Below are 24,034 nucleotides of genomic sequence, written 5' to 3' on the forward strand. Positions count from 1 at the left end.
TACCATCGAACTGCCGGAAGGCGTAGAGATGGTAATGCCGGGCGACAACATCAAAATGGTTGTTACCCTGATCCACCCGATCGCGATGGACGACGGTCTGCGTTTCGCAATCCGTGAAGGCGGCCGTACCGTTGGCGCGGGCGTTGTAGCAAAAGTTCTGAGCTAATTGCCGATAACATTTGACGCAATGCGCACTAAAAGGGCATCATTTGATGCCCTTTTTGCACGCTTTCGTACCAGAACCTGGCTCATCAGTGATTTTCTTTGTCATAATCATTGCTGAGACAGGCTCTGTTGAGGGCGTATAATCCGAAAAGCTAATACGCGTTTCGATTTGGTTTGCCTCGCGATCGCGGGGTGAAAATGTTTGTAGAATACTTCTGACAGGTTGGTTTATGAGTGCGAATACCGAAGCTCAAGGAAGCGGGCGCGGCCTGGAAGCGATGAAGTGGGTCGTTGTGGTGGCATTGCTCCTGGTGGCGATTGTCGGCAACTACCTTTATCGCGACATTATGCTGCCGCTGCGTGCGCTGGCCGTAGTAATTCTGATTGCTGCAGCGGGTGGTGTCGCGCTGTTAACGACAAAAGGTAAAGCAACCGTTGCTTTTGCCCGTGAAGCGCGTACCGAAGTCCGTAAGGTCATTTGGCCGACTCGCCAGGAAACATTGCACACCACGCTGATTGTGGCTGCGGTTACCGCAGTAATGTCACTGATCCTGTGGGGACTGGATGGTATTCTGGTTCGCCTGGTATCCTTTATCACTGGCCTGAGGTTCTGAGATGTCTGAAGCTCCTAAAAAGCGCTGGTACGTCGTTCAGGCGTTTTCCGGTTTTGAAGGCCGCGTAGCAACGTCGCTGCGTGAGCATATCAAATTACACAACATGGAAGATTTGTTTGGTGAAGTCATGGTACCAACCGAAGAAGTGGTTGAAATCCGTGGCGGTCAGCGTCGCAAAAGCGAACGCAAATTCTTCCCTGGCTACGTCCTCGTTCAGATGGTGATGAACGACGCGAGCTGGCACCTGGTGCGCAGCGTACCGCGTGTGATGGGCTTCATCGGCGGTACTTCCGATCGTCCTGCGCCAATCAGCGATAAAGAAGTTGATGCGATTATGAACCGCCTGCAGCAGGTTGGTGATAAGCCGCGTCCGAAAACGCTGTTTGAACCGGGTGAAATGGTCCGTGTTAATGATGGTCCGTTCGCTGACTTCAACGGTGTTGTTGAAGAAGTGGATTACGAGAAATCTCGTCTGAAAGTGTCTGTTTCTATCTTCGGTCGTGCGACACCGGTAGAGCTGGACTTCAGCCAGGTTGAAAAAGCCTAACCCAGCGATCAAAAAAGCGGCGATTTAATCGTTGCACAAGGCGCGAGATTGGAATACAATTTCGCGCCTTTTGTTTTTATGGGCCTTGCCCGTAAAACGATTTTTTATATCACGGGGAGCCTCTCAGAGGCGCTATTACCCAACTTGAGGAATTTATAATGGCTAAGAAAGTACAAGCCTATGTCAAGCTGCAGGTTGCAGCTGGTATGGCTAACCCGAGTCCGCCAGTAGGTCCGGCTCTGGGTCAGCAGGGCGTAAACATCATGGAATTCTGCAAAGCGTTCAACGCAAAAACTGATTCCATCGAAAAAGGTCTGCCGATTCCGGTAGTAATCACCGTTTACGCTGACCGTTCTTTCACTTTCGTTACCAAGACTCCGCCGGCAGCAGTTCTGCTGAAAAAAGCGGCTGGTATCAAGTCTGGTTCCGGTAAGCCGAACAAAGACAAAGTGGGTAAAATTTCCCGCGCTCAGCTGCAGGAAATCGCGCAGACCAAAGCTGCCGACATGACTGGTGCCGACATTGAAGCGATGACTCGCTCCATCGAAGGTACTGCACGTTCCATGGGCCTGGTAGTGGAGGACTAAGAAATGGCTAAACTGACCAAGCGCATGCGTGTTATCCGCGAGAAAGTTGATGCAACTAAACAGTACGACATCAACGAAGCTATCGCTCTGCTGAAAGAGCTGGCGACTGCTAAATTCGTAGAAAGCGTGGACGTTGCTGTTAACCTCGGCATCGACGCTCGTAAATCTGACCAGAACGTACGTGGTGCAACTGTACTGCCGCACGGTACTGGCCGTTCCGTTCGCGTAGCCGTATTTACCCAGGGTGCAAACGCTGAAGCTGCTAAAGCTGCAGGTGCTGAACTGGTAGGTATGGAAGATCTGGCTGACCAGATCAAGAAAGGCGAAATGAACTTTGACGTTGTTATTGCTTCTCCGGATGCAATGCGCGTTGTTGGCCAGCTGGGCCAGGTTCTGGGTCCGCGCGGCCTGATGCCAAACCCGAAAGTGGGTACTGTAACGCCGAACGTTGCTGAAGCGGTTAAAAACGCTAAAGCTGGCCAGGTTCGTTACCGTAACGACAAAAACGGCATCATCCACACCACCATCGGTAAAGTGGACTTTGACGCTGACAAACTGAAAGAAAACCTGGAAGCTCTGCTGGTTGCGCTGAAAAAAGCAAAACCGACTCAGGCGAAAGGCGTGTACATCAAGAAAGTTAGCATCTCCACCACCATGGGTGCAGGTGTTGCAGTTGACCAGGCTGGCCTGAGCGCTTCTGTAAACTAATGCCTTTACGTGGGCGGTGATTTTGTCTACAATCTTACCCCCACGTATAATGCTTAATGCAGACGTATATCCGAGATATTCGGGTTGTGGCAAGGCGGCAACTGAGTGAGTCGCCAGGAGCATAGCTAACTATGTGACTGGTGCGAACGAAGGAAGCCAACGCCGCCACAAGCTGAATAGCGACGGATAGAAAAGATTTGTTCGTTGGAGCCTGGCCTATCCAGGCCTCCGTCGAAGACCGCAGGAGTTTCGCAAGAAACTTAATCCCCTGCGTAGACGGTGACAGAACGCTAAGATTATTCTTTTATATTCTGGCTTGTTTCTGCTCACCGTAATTAAGACGCTCTCTCCGTTTGGAGGAGTGAAGTGAGTTCCAGAGATTTTCTCTGGCAAACATCCAGGAGCAAAGCTAATGGCTTTAAATCTTCAAGACAAACAAGCGATTGTTGCTGAAGTCAGCGAAGTAGCCAAAGGCGCGCTGTCTGCAGTAGTTGCGGATTCCCGTGGCGTAACTGTAGATAAAATGACTGAACTGCGTAAAGCAGGTCGCGAAGCTGGCGTATACATGCGTGTTGTTCGTAACACCCTGCTGCGCCGTGCTGTTGAAGGTACTCCGTTCGAGTGCCTGAAAGACGCGTTTGTTGGTCCGACCCTGATTGCATACTCTATGGAACACCCGGGCGCTGCTGCTCGTCTGTTCAAAGAGTTCGCGAAAGCGAATGCAAAATTTGAGGTCAAAGCCGCTGCCTTTGAAGGTGAGCTGATCCCGGCGTCTCAGATCGACCGCCTGGCAACTCTGCCGACCTACGAAGAAGCAATTGCACGCCTGATGGCAACCATGAAAGAAGCTTCGGCTGGCAAACTGGTTCGTACTCTGGCTGCTGTACGCGATGCGAAAGAAGCTGCTTAATCGCAGTTATCTTTTTAACGCATTCGCTTACGTATAAACTTATTCTGATATTCAGGAACAATTTAAATGTCTATCACTAAAGATCAAATCATTGAAGCAGTTGCAGCTATGTCTGTAATGGACGTTGTAGAACTGATCTCTGCAATGGAAGAAAAATTCGGTGTTTCCGCTGCTGCTGCTGTAGCTGTAGCTGCTGGCCCGGTTGAAGCTGCTGAAGAAAAAACTGAATTCGACGTAATTCTGAAAGCTGCTGGCGCTAACAAAGTTGCTGTTATCAAAGCAGTACGTGGCGCAACTGGCCTGGGTCTGAAAGAAGCTAAAGACCTGGTAGAATCTGCACCGGCTGCTCTGAAAGAAGGCGTGAGCAAAGACGACGCAGAAGCACTGAAAAAAGCTCTGGAAGAAGCTGGCGCTGAAGTTGAAGTTAAATAAGCCAACCCTTCCGGTTGCAGCCTGAGAAATCAGGCTGATGGCTGGTGACTTTTTAGTCACCAGCCTTTTTGCGCTGTAAGGCGCCAGTAGCGTTTCACACTGTTTGACTACTGCTGTGCCTTTCAATGCTTGTTTCTATCGACGACTTAATATACTGCGACAGAACGCCCGTTCTGTGTAAATCGCAATGAAATGGTTTAAGCGTGATAGCAACAGGCATTGCGGAAAGTGTTCCATTTTCCGGTCAACAAAATAGTGTTGCACAAACTGTCCGCTCAATGGACAGATGGGTCGACTTGTCAGCGAGCTGAGGAACCCTATGGTTTACTCCTATACCGAGAAAAAACGTATTCGTAAGGATTTTGGTAAACGTCCACAAGTTCTGGATGTACCTTATCTCCTTTCTATCCAGCTTGACTCGTTTCAGAAATTTATCGAGCAAGATCCTGAAGGGCAGTATGGTCTGGAAGCTGCTTTCCGTTCCGTATTCCCGATTCAGAGCTACAGCGGTAATTCCGAGCTGCAATACGTCAGCTACCGCCTTGGCGAACCGGTGTTTGACGTCCAGGAATGTCAAATCCGTGGCGTGACCTATTCCGCACCGCTGCGCGTTAAACTGCGTCTGGTGATCTATGAGCGCGAAGCGCCGGAAGGCACCGTAAAAGACATTAAAGAACAAGAAGTCTACATGGGCGAAATTCCGCTCATGACAGACAACGGTACCTTTGTTATCAACGGTACTGAGCGTGTTATCGTTTCCCAGCTGCACCGTAGTCCGGGCGTCTTCTTTGACTCCGACAAAGGTAAAACCCATTCTTCGGGTAAAGTGCTGTATAACGCGCGCATCATCCCTTACCGTGGTTCCTGGCTGGACTTCGAATTCGATCCGAAGGACAACCTGTTCGTACGTATCGACCGTCGCCGTAAACTGCCTGCGACCATCATTCTGCGTGCCCTGAACTACACTACAGAGCAGATCCTCGACCTGTTCTTTGAAAAAGTTATCTTTGAAATCCGCGATAACAAGCTGCAGATGGAACTGGTGCCGGAACGCCTGCGTGGTGAAACCGCATCTTTCGACATCGAAGCTAACGGTAAAGTGTACGTAGAAAAAGGCCGCCGTATTACTGCGCGCCACATTCGCCAGCTGGAAAAAGACGACGTCAAACTGATCGAAGTCCCGGTTGAGTACATCGCAGGTAAAGTGGTTGCTAAAGACTATATTGATGAGTCTACCGGCGAGCTGATCTGCGCAGCGAACATGGAGCTGAGCCTGGATCTACTGGCTAAGCTGAGCCAGTCTGGTCACAAGCGTATCGAAACGCTGTTCACCAACGATCTGGACCACGGCCCATATATCTCTGAAACCTTACGTGTCGACCCAACTAACGACCGTCTGAGCGCACTGGTAGAAATCTACCGTATGATGCGCCCTGGCGAGCCGCCGACTCGTGAAGCAGCTGAAAGCCTGTTTGAGAACCTGTTCTTCTCCGAAGATCGCTATGACTTGTCTGCGGTTGGTCGTATGAAGTTCAACCGTTCTCTGCTGCGCGAAGAAATCGAAGGTTCCGGTATCCTGAGCAAAGACGACATCATTGATGTTATGAAAAAGCTCATCGATATCCGTAACGGTAAAGGCGAAGTCGATGATATCGACCACCTCGGCAACCGTCGTATCCGTTCCGTTGGCGAAATGGCGGAAAACCAGTTCCGCGTTGGCCTGGTACGTGTAGAGCGTGCGGTGAAAGAGCGTCTGTCTCTGGGCGATCTGGATACCCTGATGCCTCAGGATATGATCAACGCCAAGCCGATTTCCGCAGCAGTGAAAGAGTTCTTCGGTTCCAGCCAGCTGTCTCAGTTTATGGACCAGAACAACCCGCTGTCTGAGATTACACACAAACGTCGTATCTCCGCACTCGGCCCAGGCGGTCTGACCCGTGAACGTGCAGGCTTCGAAGTTCGAGACGTACACCCGACTCACTACGGTCGCGTATGTCCAATCGAAACTCCTGAAGGTCCGAACATCGGTCTGATCAACTCTCTGTCCGTGTACGCACAGACTAACGAATACGGCTTCCTTGAGACTCCGTATCGTAAAGTGACCGACGGTGTTGTAACTGACGAAATTCACTACCTGTCTGCTATCGAAGAAGGCAACTACGTTATCGCCCAGGCGAACTCCAACCTGGATGAAGAAGGTCACTTCGTAGAAGACCTGGTAACTTGCCGTAGCAAAGGCGAATCCAGCTTGTTCAGCCGCGACCAGGTTGACTACATGGACGTATCCACCCAGCAGGTGGTATCCGTCGGTGCGTCCCTGATCCCGTTCCTGGAACACGATGACGCCAACCGTGCATTGATGGGTGCGAACATGCAACGTCAGGCCGTTCCGACTCTGCGTGCTGATAAGCCGCTGGTTGGTACGGGTATGGAACGTGCTGTTGCCGTTGACTCCGGTGTAACTGCGGTTGCTAAACGTGGTGGTGTCGTTCAGTACGTGGATGCTTCCCGTATCGTTATCAAAGTTAACGAAGACGAGATGTATCCGGGTGAAGCAGGTATCGACATCTACAACCTGACCAAATACACCCGTTCTAACCAGAACACCTGTATCAACCAGATGCCGTGTGTGTCTCTGGGTGAACCGGTTGAACGTGGCGACGTGCTGGCAGACGGTCCGTCCACCGACCTCGGTGAACTGGCGCTTGGTCAGAACATGCGCGTAGCGTTCATGCCGTGGAATGGTTACAACTTCGAAGACTCCATCCTCGTATCCGAGCGTGTTGTTCAGGAAGACCGTTTCACCACCATCCACATTCAGGAACTGGCGTGTGTGTCCCGTGACACCAAGCTGGGGCCGGAAGAGATCACCGCTGACATCCCGAACGTGGGTGAAGCTGCGCTCTCCAAACTGGATGAATCCGGTATCGTTTACATTGGTGCGGAAGTGACCGGTGGCGACATTCTGGTTGGTAAGGTAACGCCGAAAGGTGAAACTCAGCTGACCCCAGAAGAAAAACTGCTGCGTGCGATCTTCGGTGAGAAAGCCTCTGACGTTAAAGACTCTTCTCTGCGCGTACCAAACGGTGTATCCGGTACGGTTATCGACGTTCAGGTCTTTACTCGCGATGGCGTAGAAAAAGACAAACGTGCGCTGGAAATCGAAGAAATGCAGCTCAAACAGGCGAAGAAAGACCTGTCTGAAGAACTGCAGATCCTCGAAGCGGGTCTGTTCAGCCGTATCCGTGCTGTGCTGGTAGCCGGTGGCGTTGAAGCTGAGAAGCTCGACAAACTGCCGCGCGATCGCTGGCTGGAGCTGGGCCTGACCGACGAAGAGAAACAAAATCAGCTGGAACAGCTGGCTGAGCAGTATGACGAACTGAAACACGAGTTCGAGAAGAAACTCGAAGCGAAACGCCGCAAAATCACCCAGGGCGACGATCTGGCACCGGGCGTGCTGAAGATTGTTAAGGTATATCTGGCGGTTAAACGCCGTATCCAGCCTGGTGACAAGATGGCAGGTCGTCACGGTAACAAGGGTGTAATTTCTAAGATCAACCCGATCGAAGATATGCCTTACGATGAAAACGGTACGCCGGTAGACATCGTACTGAACCCGCTGGGCGTACCGTCTCGTATGAACATCGGTCAGATCCTCGAAACCCACTTGGGTATGGCTGCGAAAGGTATCGGCGACAAGATCAACGCCATGCTGAAACAGCAGCAGGAAGTCGCGAAACTGCGCGAATTCATCCAGCGTGCGTACGATCTGGGCGCTGACGTTCGTCAGAAAGTTGACCTGAGTACCTTCAGCGATGAAGAAGTTATGCGTCTGGCTGAAAACCTGCGCAAAGGTATGCCAATCGCAACGCCGGTGTTCGACGGTGCGAAAGAAGCAGAAATTAAAGAGCTGCTGAAACTTGGCGACCTGCCGACTTCCGGTCAGATCCGCCTGTACGATGGTCGCACTGGTGAACAGTTCGAGCGTCCGGTAACCGTTGGTTACATGTACATGCTGAAACTGAACCACCTGGTCGACGACAAGATGCACGCGCGTTCCACCGGTTCTTACAGCCTGGTTACTCAGCAGCCGCTGGGTGGTAAGGCACAGTTCGGTGGTCAGCGTTTCGGGGAGATGGAAGTGTGGGCGCTGGAAGCATACGGCGCAGCATACACCCTGCAGGAAATGCTCACCGTTAAGTCTGATGACGTGAACGGTCGTACTAAGATGTATAAAAACATCGTGGACGGCAACCATCAGATGGAGCCGGGCATGCCAGAATCCTTCAACGTATTGTTGAAAGAGATTCGTTCGCTGGGTATCAACATCGAACTGGAAGACGAGTAATTCTCGCTCAAACAGGTCACTGCTGTCGGGGTAAAACCCGACAGCGGATTGTGCTAACTCCGACGGGAGCAAATCCGTGAAAGATTTATTAAAGTTTCTGAAAGCGCAGACTAAAACCGAAGAGTTTGATGCGATCAAAATTGCTCTGGCTTCGCCAGACATGATCCGTTCATGGTCTTTCGGTGAAGTTAAAAAGCCGGAAACCATCAACTACCGTACGTTCAAACCAGAACGTGACGGCCTTTTCTGCGCCCGTATCTTTGGGCCGGTAAAAGATTACGAGTGCCTGTGCGGTAAGTACAAGCGCCTGAAACACCGTGGCGTCATCTGTGAGAAGTGCGGCGTTGAAGTGACCCAGACTAAAGTACGCCGTGAGCGTATGGGCCACATCGAACTGGCTTCCCCGACTGCGCACATCTGGTTCCTGAAATCGCTGCCGTCCCGTATCGGCCTGCTGCTCGATATGCCGCTGCGCGATATCGAACGCGTACTGTACTTTGAATCCTATGTGGTTATCGAAGGCGGTATGACCAACCTGGAGCGTCAGCAGATCCTGACTGAAGAACAGTATCTGGACGCGCTGGAAGAGTTCGGTGACGAATTCGACGCGAAGATGGGTGCGGAAGCAATCCAGGCCCTGCTGAAGAGCATGGATCTGGAGCAAGAGTGCGAACAGCTGCGTGAAGAGCTGAACGAAACCAACTCCGAAACTAAGCGTAAAAAGCTGACCAAGCGTATCAAACTGCTGGAAGCGTTCGTTCAGTCTGGTAACAAACCAGAGTGGATGATCCTGACCGTTCTGCCGGTACTGCCGCCAGATCTGCGTCCGCTGGTTCCGCTGGATGGTGGGCGTTTCGCGACTTCTGACCTGAACGATCTGTATCGTCGCGTCATTAACCGTAACAACCGTCTGAAACGTCTGCTGGATCTGGCTGCGCCGGACATCATCGTACGTAACGAAAAACGTATGCTGCAGGAAGCGGTAGACGCCCTGCTGGATAACGGTCGTCGCGGTCGTGCAATCACCGGTTCTAACAAGCGTCCTCTGAAATCTTTGGCCGACATGATCAAAGGTAAACAGGGTCGTTTCCGTCAGAACCTGCTCGGTAAGCGTGTTGACTACTCCGGTCGTTCTGTAATCACCGTAGGTCCATACCTGCGTCTGCATCAGTGCGGTCTGCCGAAGAAAATGGCGCTGGAGCTGTTCAAACCGTTCATCTACGGCAAGCTGGAACTGCGTGGTCTTGCTACCACCATTAAAGCTGCGAAGAAAATGGTTGAGCGCGAAGAAGCTGTCGTTTGGGATATCCTGGACGAAGTTATCCGCGAACACCCGGTACTGCTGAACCGTGCACCGACTCTGCACCGTCTGGGTATCCAGGCATTTGAACCGGTACTGATCGAAGGTAAAGCTATCCAGCTGCACCCGCTGGTTTGTGCGGCATATAACGCCGACTTCGATGGTGACCAGATGGCTGTTCACGTACCGCTGACGCTGGAAGCCCAGCTGGAAGCGCGTGCGCTGATGATGTCTACCAACAACATCCTGTCCCCGGCGAACGGCGAACCAATCATCGTTCCGTCTCAGGACGTTGTACTGGGTCTGTACTACATGACCCGTGACTGTGTTAACGCCAAAGGCGAAGGCATGGTGCTGACTGGCCCGAAAGAAGCAGAACGTCTGTATCGCTCTGGTCTGGCTTCTCTGCATGCGCGCGTTAAAGTGCGTATCACCGAGTATGAAAAAGATGCTAACGGTGAATTAGTAGCGAAAACCAGCCTGAAAGACACGACTGTTGGCCGTGCCATTCTGTGGATGATTGTACCGAAAGGTCTGCCTTACTCCATCGTCAACCAGGCGCTGGGTAAAAAAGCAATCTCCAAAATGCTGAACACCTGCTACCGCATTCTCGGTCTGAAACCGACCGTTATTTTTGCGGACCAGATCATGTACACCGGCTTTGCATATGCAGCGCGTTCTGGTGCATCTGTTGGTATCGATGACATGGTCATCCCGGAGAAGAAACACGAAATCATCTCCGAGGCAGAAGCAGAAGTTGCTGAAATTCAGGAGCAGTTCCAGTCTGGTCTGGTAACTGCGGGCGAACGTTATAACAAAGTTATCGATATCTGGGCTGCGGCGAACGATCGTGTATCCAAAGCGATGATGGATAACCTGCAAACTGAAACCGTTATTAACCGTGACGGTCAGGAAGAGAAGCAGGTTTCCTTCAACAGCATCTACATGATGGCCGACTCCGGTGCGCGTGGTTCTGCGGCACAGATTCGTCAGCTTGCTGGTATGCGTGGTCTGATGGCGAAGCCGGATGGCTCCATCATCGAAACGCCAATCACCGCGAACTTCCGTGAAGGTCTGAACGTACTCCAGTACTTCATCTCCACCCACGGTGCTCGTAAAGGTCTGGCGGATACCGCACTGAAAACTGCGAACTCCGGTTACCTGACTCGTCGTCTGGTTGACGTGGCGCAGGACCTGGTGGTTACCGAAGACGATTGTGGTACCCATGAAGGTATCATGATGACTCCGGTTATCGAAGGTGGTGACGTTAAAGAGCCGCTGCGCGATCGCGTACTGGGTCGTGTAACTGCTGAAGACGTTCTGAAGCCGGGCACTGCTGATATCCTCGTTCCGCGCAACACGCTGCTGCACGAACAATGGTGTGACCTGCTGGAAGAGAACTCTGTCGACGCGGTTAAAGTACGTTCTGTTGTATCTTGTGACACCGACTTTGGTGTATGTGCGCACTGTTACGGTCGTGACCTGGCGCGTGGCCACATCATCAACAAGGGTGAAGCAATCGGTGTTATCGCGGCACAGTCCATCGGTGAACCGGGTACACAGCTGACCATGCGTACGTTCCACATCGGTGGTGCGGCATCTCGTGCGGCTGCTGAATCCAGCATCCAGGTGAAAAACAAAGGTAGCATCAAGCTCAGCAACGTGAAGTCGGTTGTGAACTCCAGCGGTAAACTGGTTATCACTTCCCGTAACACCGAACTGAAACTGATCGACGAATTCGGTCGTACCAAAGAAAGCTACAAAGTACCTTACGGTGCGGTACTGGCAAAAGGCGATGGCGAACAGGTTGCTGGCGGCGAAACCGTTGCAAACTGGGACCCGCACACCATGCCGGTTATCACCGAAGTAAGCGGTTTTGTACGCTTTACTGACATGATCGACGGCCAGACCATTACGCGTCAGACCGACGAATTGACCGGTCTGTCTTCGCTGGTGGTTCTGGATTCCGCAGAACGTACCGCAGGTGGTAAAGATCTGCGTCCGGCACTGAAAATCGTTGATGCTCAGGGTAACGACGTTCTGATCCCTGGTACCGATATGCCTGCGCAGTACTTCCTGCCGGGTAAAGCGATTGTTCAGCTGGAAGATGGCGTACAGATCAGCTCTGGTGACACCCTGGCGCGTATTCCGCAGGAATCCGGCGGTACCAAGGACATCACCGGTGGTCTGCCGCGCGTTGCGGACCTGTTCGAAGCACGTCGTCCGAAAGAGCCGGCAATCCTGGCTGAAATCAGCGGTATCGTTTCCTTCGGTAAAGAAACCAAAGGTAAACGTCGTCTGGTTATCACCCCGGTAGACGGTAGCGATCCGTACGAAGAGATGATTCCGAAATGGCGTCAGCTCAACGTGTTCGAAGGTGAACGTGTAGAACGTGGTGACGTAATTTCCGACGGTCCGGAAGCGCCGCACGACATTCTGCGTCTGCGTGGTGTTCATGCTGTGACTCGTTACATCGTTAACGAAGTACAGGACGTATACCGTCTGCAGGGCGTTAAGATTAACGATAAACACATCGAAGTTATCGTTCGTCAGATGCTGCGTAAAGCTACCATCGTTAACGCGGGCAGCTCCGACTTCCTGGAAGGCGAACAGGTTGAATACTCTCGCGTCAAGATCGCAAACCGCGAACTGGAAGCGAACGGCAAAGTGGGTGCAACTTACTCCCGCGATCTGCTGGGTATCACCAAAGCGTCTCTGGCAACCGAGTCCTTCATCTCCGCGGCATCGTTCCAGGAGACCACTCGCGTGCTGACCGAAGCAGCCGTTGCGGGCAAACGCGACGAACTGCGCGGCCTGAAAGAGAACGTTATCGTGGGTCGTCTGATCCCGGCAGGTACCGGTTACGCGTACCACCAGGATCGTATGCGTCGCCGTGCTGCGGGTGAAGCTCCGGCTGCACCGCAGGTGACTGCAGAAGACGCATCTGCCAGCCTGGCAGAACTGCTGAACGCAGGTCTGGGCGGTTCTGATAACGAGTAATCGTTAATCCGCAAATAACTTAAAAACCCGCTTCGGCGGGTTTTTTTATGGCTGTTATTCAGAGGCAAGGTCTTCACGGGAAATATTAAGAAAGGCAGGGCGAAACGAGGAAGAAGCTTTTCGCCCTGGACAACATTCCTGCTGACGGCACTACCATAAAAAAACGCAACGCTTTCAACAACCTTGCGTTTTTCATCTTCCGTAGCGGCTCGGAATAAATTTACGTTCTTACATTCTGTCTCATGGCCTTTGCGAGGCGCGTCCCAGATAGCTGTCCCAGTCTTTCCATACCGGCTGCAAACCCTGAGCAGTTAACGCGGCAGCAACCGCTTCCGGTCTGCGATCGTCGTGCGGTGAGAACTGTTCCAGCTCGGGGTGATTGTCGGCATAGCCACCTGGCTGCGTTTTCGAAAAAGCGCTGACGTTATTAATTGCCAGCGGAATAACGCGATCGCGAAACCACGGTGATTCCCGCGTGGAGAGTGACAGTTCAATCTCCGGTGCAAGCAGTCGGAAGGCGCAGATGGTTTGCACTAACTGGCGTTCATCCATAATCGACGCAGGCTCAATGCCGCCAGTACACGGGCGCAGGCGCGGAAAGGAGACAGAGTAACGGCTTTGCCAGTAATGCTGTTGCAGCCATAGCAAATGTTCTGCAACCATATAGCAGTCAACGCGCCAGCTGTCGGAAAGGCCAATTAGCGCGCCGAGGCCTATCTTATCAATCCCCGCACGGCCCAGCCGATCCGGCGTTTCCAGCCGCCAGAAGAAGTCCTGTTTTTTGCCTTTCAGATGATGGCGGGCATAAGTCGCCTCGTGATATGTCTCCTGATAAACCATCACGCCATCCAGACCAAGTTGCTTTAACTCGGCGTATTCCGTCTCCGCCAGCGGTTGCACTTCCATCTGTAGTGAAGAGAACTGTTCACGCAGGGCAGGGAGATGACGACGAAAGTAATCCATCCCCACTTTCGCCTGATGTTCACCGGTGACTAAAAGCAGATGTTCAAAGCCCATCTCCCGTATAGCGGCGCTTTCCCTGGCAATATCCGCTTCGTCCAGCGTTTTGCGCTTGATGCGATTACTCATGGAAAATCCGCAGTACGTGCAGTCGTTAGCGCAAAGATTGGAAAGATAAAGCGGGACGTAGAAACTAACTGTGTTGCCAAAACGCTGACGGGTCAGGCGCTGCGCCCGTTGGGCCAGTGGTTCCAGATAGCCACTGGCGGCTGGCGATAACAGCGCCATCATATCGTCGCGGGTGAGTTGCGAGGCATTTAGCGCCCGCTCTACGTCAGCAGCCGTTTTGCCGTTGATACGCAGGCGGATGTCGTCCCAGTCCAGTTGTCGCCAGCGATCGCTGAAGGTTTTCATGCCGATGCCTCCAGAAATCCGGTCAGCGGGCTGGTGGCATGAGCAAAATGACTGCGGCTGCCCGGTCCGGACTGACGTGCCAGCAGGCCTGCTTCTACTGCCAGACGAAATGCCTTCGCCATGTTGACGGGATCGTCCGCGACGGCAATCGCCGTATTCACTAACACCGCGTCGGCCCCCATTTCCAGCGCCTGCGCGGCATGGCTGGGAACGCCGATGCCAGCATCAACAACCACCGGAACTGTGGCCTGCTGGATAATAATCTCCAGCATGGCACGGGTTTCCAGTCCCTGATTCGAGCCAATCGGCGCGCCGAGCGGCATCACCGCTGCACAGCCGACTTCTTCCAGACGTTTACACAATACCGGATCGGCCCCGCAGTAAGGCAGCACGACAAATCCCTGTTGTACCAGCGTTTCGGCGGCTTTCAGGGTTTCGATGGGATCGGGCAACAGCCAGCGGGCGTCAGGGTGAATCTCTAATTTTAGCCAGTTTGTGCCTAACGCTTCACGCGCCAGATGGGCGGCGAAAATGGCTTCTTCCGCTGTTTTCGCCCCGGATGTATTTGGCAGCAGGGTCACACCCGCCGCGATAAGCGGTTCGAGGATAGCGTCGTTGTGCTGGCGCAAGTCGACACGTTTCATCGCCAGCGTCACCAGCTGGCTGCCGGAAGCGCGGATTGCCTCTACCATCAGTTGTGAAGAGGCGAATTTCCCGGTGCCGGTAAACAGATGTGAATCAAACGTTTTGTCCGCAATACGTAACATCTCAACCCCCTGCAATAACCTGAAAAAGTAGGATCTGGTCGCCATCCTGCACGATATGTTGCGTCCACTGCTCACGCGGGACGATTTGCTGATTAATCGCCAGAGCCGCGCCCGCTTGTCGTTGGACGAGTTGCTCCAGTAGTTCGTGAACAGTTTGCCCGGCGGCGCACTGCATCGGTTGATCGTTAAACAGGATCTGCATTGCTTCCTCCGCATACCGGGCAACCACTGGCGCGGCGCAACGCCAGGCTGCGCCACTGGCTCGACTTACCGTCGAACAGTCGGAGTTCTCCCGCAGGCGTCTCTATACCGCTTAATAACTTAATGGCTTCCAGTGCCTGCAAAGTGCCCATAACCCCGACCACCGGGCCAACCACGCCCGCCGTGCGGCAGTTGCGTTCTGGCTCCTGGTTTTCTGGCCACAGGCAGCGGTAACAACCCTGCCCCCAGGGCGGCGTCAGTACCATCAACTGACCGCCAAATCCGACCGCGCTGGCGGTGATAAGCGGCGTGTTGAGTGCCACGCAGGCGGCATTAATCTCCTGGCGAGTCGCCATATTGTCGGTACAGTCGAGCACCACATCGGCTTGTGCAACCGCATCTTTTAACGCCTCACCCGTTAACCGTTGTTGTAATGCTGTCAGTTGAATATCGGGATTCAACTGTGTCAGTCGCTGATGGCTGACCTGCGATTTCGGGCGATCGATATCTTCAGTGGTAAAGAGGATTTGTCGTTGCAGATTGCTTAAATGCACATCGTCGTCATCTGCCAGTACCAGCGTCCCGACGCCAGCGCCCGCCAGGTATAGCGCAGCAGGTGTACCCAGCCCGCCAAGACCGATAATCAGCACCTGGCTGTCGAGCAGTTTTTGCTGCCCGTCAAGAGCGATATCGTCGAGCAGGATTTGGCGGCTATAACGCATAAAATCACGGTCATTCATCGCCAACTCCTGCAATTTCCAGCAACTGTGCCGTTGCCAAACGCCAGTCTGCGGCTTGAGTAATGGCGCTGACGACGGCGATACTGCCGACACCCGTTTCTATCACCGCAGGCGCGCGTGCCAGACTGATACCGCCAATCGCCACGGTGGGATAATCCGCCAGTCGCTCAACATGCCGTGCCAGCTGTTCCAGCCCCTGCGGTGCAGAAGGCATCTGTTTGGTTTGCGTCGGGAACACATGTCCCAGCGCGATATAAGAGGGGCGTGCTGCCAGCGCGACGTCGATTTCCATATCGTCATGTGTCGAAACGCCCAGCCGCAGGCCTGCCGCGCGGATGGCATTGAGATCGGTGGCTTGCAAATCTTCCTGCCCCAAATGGACGCCATACGCCTGATGCTTGATCGCGAGCCGCCAGTAATCGTTGATAAACAATCGCGCGTTATAGCGGCGGCCCAGCGCAATTGCCGCCACGACATCGGCTTCCACCTCTTCATCGCGCCGATCTTTGATGCGTAGCTGGAGAGTACGTACGCCTGCATCCAACAGACGTTCGATCCACTGTACGCTGTCCACCACTGGGTACAGTCCTAAACGAAAAGGTACAGGAGGAAAATCAGGCTGATACATCACGCTTCCTCCTTACGCAGGTAGATTTCTCCGCCTCTGGCACGGAAGTTCTCCGACATATCCGCCATTCCCATTTCAATAGTTTGCGTGGCGGCGTAATCACGCACTTCCTGGCTGATTTTCATCGAGCAGAATTTCGGCCCACACATGGAGCAAAAATGGGCGACTTTACCTGACTCTTGCGGCAGGGTTTCATCGTGATAAGCGCGGGCGGTAAACGGGTCGAGGGCCAGATTAAACTGGTCTTCCCAGCGAAATTCGAAGCGGGCTTTCGACATGGCGTTATCGCGAATTTGCGCGCCCGGATGCCCTTTCGCCAGGTCAGCGGCGTGGGCGGCAATCTTATAGGTGATAAGCCCCTGCTTAACATCTTCTTTATTAGGCAGACCCAGATGCTCTTTTGGCGTTACGTAACAGAGCATCGCGCAGCCAAACCAGCCAATCATCGCCGCACCAATCCCCGACGTGAAGTGGTCATAGCCCGGCGCAATATCGGTAGTTAGCGGCCCCAGAGTGTAAAACGGCGCTTCGTGGCAGTGCTCTAACTCCTCGGTCATATTGCGGCGGATCATCTGCATCGGCACGTGGCCTGGGCCTTCAATCATCACCTGCACATCATATTCCCAGGCGATTTTTGTCAGTTCGCCCAGCGTATGCAGCTCGGCAAACTGCGCTTCATCGTTGGCGTCCTGAATAGAACCGGGGCGCAGACCGTCGCCCAGCGACAGCGAAACGTCATAAGCGGCACAGATTTCACAAATTTCGCGGAAGTGTTGATAGAGGAAATTTTCCTGATGATGGGAGAGGCACCATTTCGCCATAATCGAACCGCCGCGCGAGACGATACCGGTCAGGCGTTTCGCGGTCATCGGCACATAGCGCAGCAGCACCCCCGCATGGATAGTGAAGTAATCCACACCTTGCTCGGCCTGTTCCAGCAGCGTGTCGCGGAACGCTTCCCAGGTAAGATCTTCGGCGATCCCGTTAACCTTCTCCAGCGCCTGGTAGATCGGCACTGTACCGATCGGCACTGGGCTGTTACGCAAAATCCACTCGCGGGTTTCGTGAATATAGCGACCGGTGGAGAGATCCATCACCGTATCCGCTCCCCAGCGCGTGGACCATACCAGCTTTTCCACTTCTTCTTCGATGGAAGAGGTGACCGCAGAGTTGCCGATATTGGCGTTAACTTTTACCAGGAAATTGCGACCAATAATCATCGGCTCCGATTCCGGATGATTAATGTTGGCCGGGATAATCGCACGTCCGGCAGCAACTTCATCACGGACAAATTCCGCAGTGATATTTTCCGGCAGACGTGCGCCAAAGCTCATTCCCGGATGCTGGTGGCGTAAAACTTCGCTACGGATGCGCTCGCGGCCCATATTCTCGCGGATGGCGATGAATTCCATTTCCGGTGTGATGATACCCTGGTGGGCGTAGTGCAGCTGCGTGACACGGCGGCCTGCTTTGGCGCGTTTTGGCGTTAATACGCCGCTAAAACGCAGCTCGTCGAGGCCATCATCTGCCAGTCGCGCTTTAGTGTAATCGGAACTGCGCATGGTAAGTTCTTCAGTATCGCCACGCGCATCGATCCACGGCTGGCGTAGTTTGGTCAGCCCTTGCTGAATGTTAATGGCGATTTGCGGATCGCCATACGGGCCGGAGGTGTCGTAGACCGGAATCGCTTCGTTTTCTTCGTATTGCGGCTGTTCTTTGCTACCGCCAATTAGCGTCGGGCTAAGCTGGATCTCACGCATCGGTACGCGCACGCCGGGGTGTGTGCCGGTGATGTAAATGCGTTTTGAGTTCGGAAAGGCGGTGCCTTCCAGGGTGTCGATAAAATGTTGGGCCTGGGCGCGTTGTTCGCGGCGGGTCAGTTTTGTTGCAGACATAGCTCATTCCAAAAAGTTAAGGACGTGGCTTGTCAGACGACGGATGAAGCAAGAGACGATCGCCGCAAAGGCGATGCGATAGCAGATTAACTCTTGTTCCCTTCGCAGGTATTAGCCTGATCAGGTTCCGCGGATCCCGAATAAACGGTCTCAGCCAGTTAAGGCACTCCGACAAGAAATTAGCCCCACAAACGGGGCGTTGAATGTAAATTACGCGTTAACAGCGCAGAACTCAAGCAGGATGTTTGACGCGGGCGGCGTCAAGCACCAGCAGAATCAACTTATCTTCCAGCACAAAGCGCGCTTCCAGCGCCTCGCCGATGTCAGATAAAACCTGTTGAAACTCAAGGTAATTATCATGATCGATGGCGGTTTCCAGGCTGGAATCGTAGTAATCCATAATCTGTTGCGTGTTGGCTTCGAGTTGCGGCCAAATCTTCGCGGCATGAGCGAGTTGCCCGTTGCCTTCCAGTTTATGAAGAATGCGTTCATAAATACTGAAATGTCCGGCAGACAGGTAGTCGACCAGACTCTGGCAAAAATCATCAAGGGCTTTTTCATTCAGCCTCATGTACGATTCTTTGCCAGGCTTAATGCCAACCAGATTGTAGTAAGCCACGAGCAGATGCTTACGTACATGTAGCCAGCGATCAACCAGTTTGTTACTTCCTCTGACGTGCTCCGTCAGGTTATCGAGCTGGTTAAGCATGATTGACTCCGCAAGTTTGAAAACAAAAACTGCTCAGTGAGAAATGTAAAAACCATGTTAAACATGCCAGTGATGCAAAGGTAGTGCAAGAGCTATGGATCGTATAATTGAAAAATTAGATCACGGCTGGTGGGTAGTCAGTCATGAACAAAAATTATGGTTGCCGAAGGGAGAATTACCATACGGCGAAGCGGCAAATTTCGATCTTGTGGGTCAGCGCGCACTACAAATCGGCGAATGGCAGGGAGAACCTGTTTGGCTAGTGCAACAGCAGCGTCGTCACGATATGGGCTCGGTGCGCCAGGTCATTGATCTGGATGTCGGGCTGTTTCAATTAGCCGGACGTGGTGTGCAACTGGCGGAGTTTTATCGCTCGCATAAATACTGCGGTTACTGCGGGCATGACATGTATCCGAGCAAAACCGAATGGGCGATGCTATGCAGCCACTGCCGTGAGCGTTACTACCCACAAATCGCTCCCTGCATTATCGTTGCCATCCGTCGCGATGATTCGATCCTACTTGCTCAGCATACCCGGCATCGTAACGGTGTCCATACGGTACTCGCCGGATTCGTCGAAGTGGGCGAAACGCTCGAACAGGCAGTCGCGCGGGAAGTGATGGAAGAGAGTGGCATCAAAGTCAAAAACTTGCGTTATGTGACTTCCCAGCCGTGGCCGTTTCCTCAGTCTTTAATGACCGCATTTATGGCGGAATATGACAGCGGCGACATCGTGATCGACCCGAAAGAATTGCTTGAGGCGAACTGGTATCGCTATGACGATTTGCCGTTACTCCCGCCGCCCGGCACCGTAGCGCGCCGTCTGATAGAAGATACGGTGGCGATGTGTCGGGCAGAGTATGAGTGATGATACACTGACCGCCTGACGCACTAAGGAACAGCCAAAATGACCGAACTTAAAAACGATCGTTATCTGCGGGCGCTGCTGCGCCAGCCCGTTGATGTCACTCCAGTATGGATGATGCGCCAGGCGGGTCGCTATCTACCGGAATATAAAGCCACGCGCGCCCAGGCGGGCGATTTTATGTCGCTGTGCAAAAACGCCGAGCTGGCGTGTGAAGTGACCTTGCAACCGCTGCGTCGCTACCCGCTGGATGCGGCGATCCTCTTTTCCGATATCCTCACCGTCCCGGACGCGATGGGGTTAGGGCTCTATTTTGAAGCCGGAGAAGGTCCGCGTTTTACCTCGCCAGTCACCTGCAAAGCTGACGTCGATAAACTGCCAATTCCGGACCCGGAAGATGAACTGGGGTACGTGATGAACGCGGTGCGTACCATTCGTCGCGAACTGAAAGGCGAAGTGCCGCTGATTGGTTTTTCCGGCAGCCCGTGGACGCTGGCGACCTACATGGTGGAAGGCGGCAGCAGCAAAGCGTTCACCGTGATCAAAAAAATGATGTATGCCGATCCGCAGGCGCTGCACGCTCTACTCGATAAACTGGCGAAAAGCGTCACTTTGTATCTGAATGCGCAGATTAAAGCCGGTGCTCAGGCAGTGATGATTTTCGACACCTGGGGCGGCGTGCTTACCGGGCGCGATTATCAACAGTTCTCGCTTTATTACATGCATAAAATTGTTGATGGTTTACTGCGTGAAAACGACGGTCGCCGCGTACCGGTCACGCTGTTTACCAAAGGCGGCGGACAGTGGCTGGAAGCCATGGCAGAAACCGGTTGCGATGCGCTGGGCCTCGACTGGACAACGGACATCGCCGATGCGCGCCGCCGTGTGGGCAATAAAGTCGCGTTGCAGGGTAATATGGATCCGTCGATGCTGTACGCGCCGCCTGCCCGCATTGAAGAAGAAGTAGCGACTATACTTGCAGGTTTCGGTCACGGCGAAGGTCATGTCTTTAACCTTGGTCACGGCATTCATCAGGATGTGCCGCCAGAACATGCTGGCGTGTTCGTGGAGGCAGTGCATCGACTGTCTGAACAGTATCACCGCTAAGGAGCGATTATGGATCTCGCGTCATTACGCGCTCAACAAATCGAACTGGCTTCTTCTGTGATCCGCGAGGATCGACTCGATAAGGATCCGCCGGATCTGATCGCCGGAGCCGATGTCGGGTTTGAGCAGGGCGGAGAAGTGACGCGAGCGGCGATGGTGCTGCTGAAATACCCCTCGCTTGAGCTGGTGGAGTATAAAGTGGCCCGCATCGCCACCACCATGCCTTACATTCCAGGTTTTCTTTCCTTCCGCGAATATCCTGCGCTGCTGGCAGCGTGGGAGATGCTGTCACAAAAGCCGGATTTAGTGTTTGTCGATGGTCATGGGATCTCGCATCCTCGCCGTCTTGGCGTTGCCAGCCATTTTGGCTTATTGGTGGATGTGCCGACCATTGGCGTAGCGAAAAAACGGCTCTGCGGTAAATTCGAAGCGCTCTCCAGCGAACCGGGCGCACTGGCCCCGCTGATGGATAAAGGCGAGCAGCTGGCCTGGGTCTGGCGCAGCAAAGCGCGCTGTAACCCGTTGTTTATCGCTACCGGCCATCGGGTCAGCGTGGACAGCGCGCTGGCGTGGGTACAACGCTGCATGAAAGGCTATCGTCTGCCGGAGCCAACGCGCTGGGCGGACGCGGTGGCCTCGGAACGTCCGGCGTTCGTGCGCTATACAGCAAATCAGCCCTAATTCAGGTAAACTGCGGATAATTTCCGTATTTGAGAACTCAACATGTTACAAAACCCAATTCATCTGCGTCTGGAGCGCCTGGAAAGCTGGCAGCATGTCACTTTCATGGCTTGCTTATGCGAACGCATGTACCCCAATTACGCCATGTTCTGCCAGCAAACCGGTTTTGGTGATGGGCAAATTTACCGTCGTATTCTCGATCTCATCTGGGAAACGCTGACCGTTAAAGACGCAAAAGTAAATTTCGACAGCCAACTGGAGAAATTTGAAGAAGCGATTCCTTCAGCCGACGATTTCGATCTATACGGCGTTTATCCGGCAATCGATGCCTGCGTGGCGTTAAGTGAACTGGTCCATTCGCGTTTGAGTGGTGAAACGCTCGAACACGCGGTGGAAGTGAGTAAGACCTCCATCACGACCGTTGCGATGCTGGAAATGACTCAGGCTGGTCGCGAAATGAGCGATGAAGAGCTCAAAGAAAACCCAGCTGTAGAGCAAGAATGGGACATTCAGTGGGAAATATTCCGACTTTTAGCCGAGTGCGAAGAACGCGACATCGAGCTGATAAAAGGCCTTAGGGCAGACCTGCGTGAGGCGGGTGAGAGCAATATTGGTATAATTTTTCAGCAATAAGACCAGAAAACGTGATTTAACGCCTGATTTGTCATACCTGGAGTCTTCCCTTTCGCCCCCCGTCTGGTCTACATTTGGGGGGCGAAAAAAAGTGGCTATCGGTGCGTGTATGCAGGAGAGTGCTATTCTGGCATTTCCGTCGCACTCGATGCTTAGCAAGCGATAAACACATTGTAAGGATAACTTATGAACAAGACTCAACTGATTGATGTAATTGCAGAGAAAGCAGAACTGTCCAAAACCCAGGCTAAAGCTGCTCTGGAGTCCACTCTGGCTGCAATTACTGAGTCTCTGAAAGAAGGCGATGCTGTACAACTGGTTGGTTTCGGTACCTTCAAAGTGAACCACCGCGCTGAGCGTACTGGCCGCAACCCGCAGACCGGTAAAGAAATCAAAATTGCCGCAGCTAACGTACCGGCATTTGTTTCTGGCAAGGCACTGAAAGACGCAGTTAAGTAAGATTGCGTGGCAGTGAACAGTTTTAACGAAGGGGTGGTTTCACCCCTTTTGTCTTTCTGGCGTCGATCATTGATGCTGGCCGGCGTTCTGTTTCTCACTGCCTGTAGTCACAACTCTTCACTTCCTCCCTTTACCGCCAGTGGATTTGCTGAAGACCAGGGCGCAGTACGTATCTGGCGAAAAGACAGCGGCGATAATGTGCATCTGCTTGCCGTGTTTAGCCCGTGGCGCAGTGGCGATACCACTACGCGAGAGTATCGCTGGCAGGGCGATAACCTCACGCTTATCAATATCAATGTTTACAGCAAACCGCCGGTGAACATTCGCGCGCGTTTTGACGATCGCGGCGATCTGAGCTTTATGCAACGTGAATCCGATGGGGAAAAGCAGCAGCTTTCTAACGACCAAATCGATTTATACCGTTATCGTGCTGATCAGATCCGCCAGATTAGCGATGCCTTACGTCAGGGGAGAGTCGTGCTGCGCCAGGGGCGCTGGCATGCGATGGAACAGACCGTGACCACCTGCGAAGGGCAAACCATTAAACCTGATTTAGATTCGCAGGCGATAGCGCATATTGAGCGCCGCCAGAGCCGCTCTTCTGTTGATGTTAGCGTGGCATGGCTGGAAGCGCCCGAAGGTTCGCAATTACTGTTGGTGGCAAACTCTGATTTCTGTCGCTGGCAACCCAACGAGAAAACGTTCTGATTTACCAGTGGCCCATACCCATATGACCGCCACCACCGCAGCCGCCGTAACCCATTCCGGCTCCGCGCGGAATACCCGCTTCAGCCATCGCAATATCCCGTTTCACCCGTAACTCATCTAACGACTGACGCAAATTCTCCATCTCTTTGGCGACCGCGTTAATTTTGCTGCTATCCGGTGGGTTCGCGGCTAACAGGGCATTGTATTCATAACGCTTCGTCACCAGTTGCTGTTGCAGTGCGCTGCTTTGAGCGTAAAAGTCATTATGGATTTTCTGCCACGCTGTCTGTTGTTCGCTGGTCAAAGGCGCGGCATTTTGCTGCCACATACCGTGTCCGCCGTGAGCAAATGCAGATGTCGATCCCATCGCCATTGCTGAAAGCGCCATCATTACCAGGGCAATTTTCGTGTTCCGTTTCATGGTTAATCCTCCAGTGGTTGTCTTACTTCGGGCATTGCATCTTCCGTGCCAACGATGAAACGCTGATATGACGGGTAATCTGGCATGATAAACGAGTAAAAATGACTCGCCTGCTGCGGGTAGCGAGTCATTTTTACTCATTGAAACTTAAGCCTTTGTGTTACAGCGCAGGGTAAGCGCTGATAAAAGATGGCATGATTTCTGCTGTCAGAAAGGGATGAGCAGGCAAAGAAGA

23 protein-coding genes, 1 pseudogene and 1 riboswitch are annotated in these 24,034 nt (G+C 53.1%); of the genes and pseudogenes, 15 read left to right on the plus strand and 9 right to left on the minus strand.

Annotation, left to right across the window (positions count from 1 at the left end; translation table 11 throughout):
• From tuf to rpoC, 9 genes and pseudogenes are all read left to right on the plus strand, one after another.
• Positions 1–166: pseudogene (tuf, locus tag D9742_RS21040) on the plus strand (elongation factor Tu); the annotation flags it as partial.
• A 229-nt stretch (positions 167–395) separates the two neighbouring features.
• On the plus strand, positions 396–779 hold the full coding sequence (gene secE / locus D9742_RS21045; RefSeq protein WP_001275702.1) for a preprotein translocase subunit SecE: 384 nt from the start codon (positions 396–398) through the stop codon (positions 777–779).
• Position 780: 1 nt separating this feature from the next.
• A complete protein-coding gene (gene nusG, locus D9742_RS21050; RefSeq protein ID WP_001287516.1) occupies positions 781–1,326 on the plus strand; it encodes a transcription termination/antitermination protein NusG in 546 nt (181 codons plus the stop codon).
• Positions 1,327–1,484: 158 nt separating this feature from the next.
• Complete coding sequence (rplK, locus tag D9742_RS21055) at positions 1,485–1,913, plus strand: 50S ribosomal protein L11 (RefSeq protein ID WP_001085926.1); 429 nt, start codon at positions 1,485–1,487, stop codon at positions 1,911–1,913.
• A 3-nt stretch (positions 1,914–1,916) separates the two neighbouring features.
• Positions 1,917–2,621: a 50S ribosomal protein L1 gene (gene rplA / locus D9742_RS21060; protein WP_001096684.1), complete on the plus strand. Its 705-nt coding sequence runs from the start codon at positions 1,917–1,919 to the stop codon at positions 2,619–2,621.
• Positions 2,622–3,033: 412 nt separating this feature from the next.
• Positions 3,034–3,531, plus strand: a complete 498-nt coding sequence (gene rplJ, locus D9742_RS21065) for a 50S ribosomal protein L10 (RefSeq protein ID WP_001207201.1) — start codon at positions 3,034–3,036, stop codon at positions 3,529–3,531.
• A gap of 66 nt (positions 3,532–3,597) precedes the next feature.
• The gene (gene rplL, locus D9742_RS21070) at positions 3,598–3,963 is read left to right on the plus strand and encodes a 50S ribosomal protein L7/L12 (protein ID WP_000028878.1); all 366 of its coding nucleotides are present in this window, start codon (positions 3,598–3,600) and stop codon (positions 3,961–3,963) included.
• A 319-nt stretch (positions 3,964–4,282) separates the two neighbouring features.
• Complete coding sequence (gene rpoB, locus D9742_RS21075) at positions 4,283–8,311, plus strand: DNA-directed RNA polymerase subunit beta (RefSeq protein WP_000263098.1); 4,029 nt, start codon at positions 4,283–4,285, stop codon at positions 8,309–8,311.
• A gap of 76 nt (positions 8,312–8,387) precedes the next feature.
• Entirely contained in the window at positions 8,388–12,611 is a 4,224-nt protein-coding gene (gene rpoC, locus D9742_RS21080) for a DNA-directed RNA polymerase subunit beta' (RefSeq protein ID WP_000653944.1), read from the plus strand.
• Between the two features lie 240 nt (positions 12,612–12,851).
• Here the strand turns inward: rpoC and thiH are convergent, their stop codons facing one another.
• The 7 genes from thiH to D9742_RS21115 all read right to left on the minus strand — a co-directional run bounded on the left by thiH (position 12,852) and on the right by D9742_RS21115 (position 18,925).
• Complete coding sequence (gene thiH / locus D9742_RS21085; RefSeq protein ID WP_000847433.1) at positions 12,852–13,985, minus strand: 2-iminoacetate synthase ThiH; 1,134 nt, start codon at positions 13,983–13,985, stop codon at positions 12,852–12,854.
• Positions 13,982–14,752, minus strand: coding sequence for a thiazole synthase (gene thiG, locus D9742_RS21090; protein ID WP_000944103.1), 771 nt, complete (start codon positions 14,750–14,752; stop codon positions 13,982–13,984). The genes thiH and thiG overlap by 4 nt, the downstream gene beginning before the upstream one ends.
• 1 nt (position 14,753) lies before the next feature.
• Complete coding sequence (gene thiS / locus D9742_RS21095; protein ID WP_001166238.1) at positions 14,754–14,954, minus strand: sulfur carrier protein ThiS; 201 nt, start codon at positions 14,952–14,954, stop codon at positions 14,754–14,756.
• Complete coding sequence (thiF, locus tag D9742_RS21100; protein ID WP_001301970.1) at positions 14,938–15,693, minus strand: thiazole biosynthesis adenylyltransferase ThiF; 756 nt, start codon at positions 15,691–15,693, stop codon at positions 14,938–14,940. Before thiF ends, thiS begins: the two co-directional genes overlap by 17 nt.
• Complete coding sequence (gene thiE, locus D9742_RS21105) at positions 15,686–16,321, minus strand: thiamine phosphate synthase (RefSeq protein WP_097398497.1); 636 nt, start codon at positions 16,319–16,321, stop codon at positions 15,686–15,688. The genes thiF and thiE overlap by 8 nt, the downstream gene beginning before the upstream one ends.
• Positions 16,321–18,216 (minus strand): phosphomethylpyrimidine synthase ThiC, encoded by a 1,896-nt coding sequence (thiC, locus tag D9742_RS21110; protein WP_130238145.1) that lies wholly within the window; start codon positions 18,214–18,216, stop codon positions 16,321–16,323. The genes thiE and thiC overlap by 1 nt, the downstream gene beginning before the upstream one ends.
• 80 nt (positions 18,217–18,296) lie before the next feature.
• Positions 18,297–18,397, minus strand: a riboswitch (TPP riboswitch).
• Between the two features lie 51 nt (positions 18,398–18,448).
• Positions 18,449–18,925, minus strand: coding sequence for an Rsd/AlgQ family anti-sigma factor (locus D9742_RS21115; protein ID WP_064530412.1), 477 nt, complete (start codon positions 18,923–18,925; stop codon positions 18,449–18,451).
• Between the two features lie 94 nt (positions 18,926–19,019).
• Here D9742_RS21115 and nudC point away from each other — a divergent pair, with 94 nt between their 5' ends.
• The 6 genes from nudC to D9742_RS21145 all read left to right on the plus strand — a co-directional run bounded on the left by nudC (position 19,020) and on the right by D9742_RS21145 (position 23,378).
• Entirely contained in the window at positions 19,020–19,793 is a 774-nt protein-coding gene (nudC, locus tag D9742_RS21120; protein ID WP_130210155.1) for an NAD(+) diphosphatase, read from the plus strand.
• Between the two features lie 39 nt (positions 19,794–19,832).
• Entirely contained in the window at positions 19,833–20,897 is a 1,065-nt protein-coding gene (hemE, locus tag D9742_RS21125; RefSeq protein ID WP_000137657.1) for a uroporphyrinogen decarboxylase, read from the plus strand.
• 9 nt (positions 20,898–20,906) lie between these two features.
• The gene (gene nfi, locus D9742_RS21130) at positions 20,907–21,578 is read left to right on the plus strand and encodes a deoxyribonuclease V (protein ID WP_130238146.1); all 672 of its coding nucleotides are present in this window, start codon (positions 20,907–20,909) and stop codon (positions 21,576–21,578) included.
• Positions 21,579–21,620: 42 nt separating this feature from the next.
• Positions 21,621–22,211: a YjaG family protein gene (locus D9742_RS21135; RefSeq protein ID WP_000940106.1), complete on the plus strand. Its 591-nt coding sequence runs from the start codon at positions 21,621–21,623 to the stop codon at positions 22,209–22,211.
• Positions 22,212–22,397: 186 nt separating this feature from the next.
• On the plus strand, positions 22,398–22,670 hold the full coding sequence (gene hupA, locus D9742_RS21140; protein ID WP_001044513.1) for a nucleoid-associated protein HU-alpha: 273 nt from the start codon (positions 22,398–22,400) through the stop codon (positions 22,668–22,670).
• Positions 22,671–22,682: 12 nt separating this feature from the next.
• On the plus strand, positions 22,683–23,378 hold the full coding sequence (locus D9742_RS21145; protein WP_032159285.1) for a DUF1481 domain-containing protein: 696 nt from the start codon (positions 22,683–22,685) through the stop codon (positions 23,376–23,378).
• 1 nt (position 23,379) lies between these two features.
• On the opposite strand, the gene zraP is transcribed toward D9742_RS21145, so the two are convergent.
• Together zraP and D9742_RS23740 are read right to left on the minus strand one after the other, a co-directional pair.
• Positions 23,380–23,799 carry a zinc resistance sensor/chaperone ZraP gene (zraP, locus tag D9742_RS21150; RefSeq protein WP_130238147.1) on the minus strand — a complete coding sequence of 140 codons (420 nt, stop codon included), beginning with the start codon at positions 23,797–23,799 and terminating at the stop codon, positions 23,380–23,382.
• 2 nt (positions 23,800–23,801) lie between these two features.
• Positions 23,802–23,930 (minus strand): hypothetical protein, encoded by a 129-nt coding sequence (locus D9742_RS23740; RefSeq protein WP_072132494.1) that lies wholly within the window; start codon positions 23,928–23,930, stop codon positions 23,802–23,804.
• Between the last annotated feature and the right edge of the window lie 104 nt (positions 23,931–24,034).

The sequence above is a fragment of the Escherichia sp. E1V33 genome (assembly GCF_004211955.1).
Taxonomy (GTDB): domain Bacteria; phylum Pseudomonadota; class Gammaproteobacteria; order Enterobacterales; family Enterobacteriaceae; genus Escherichia.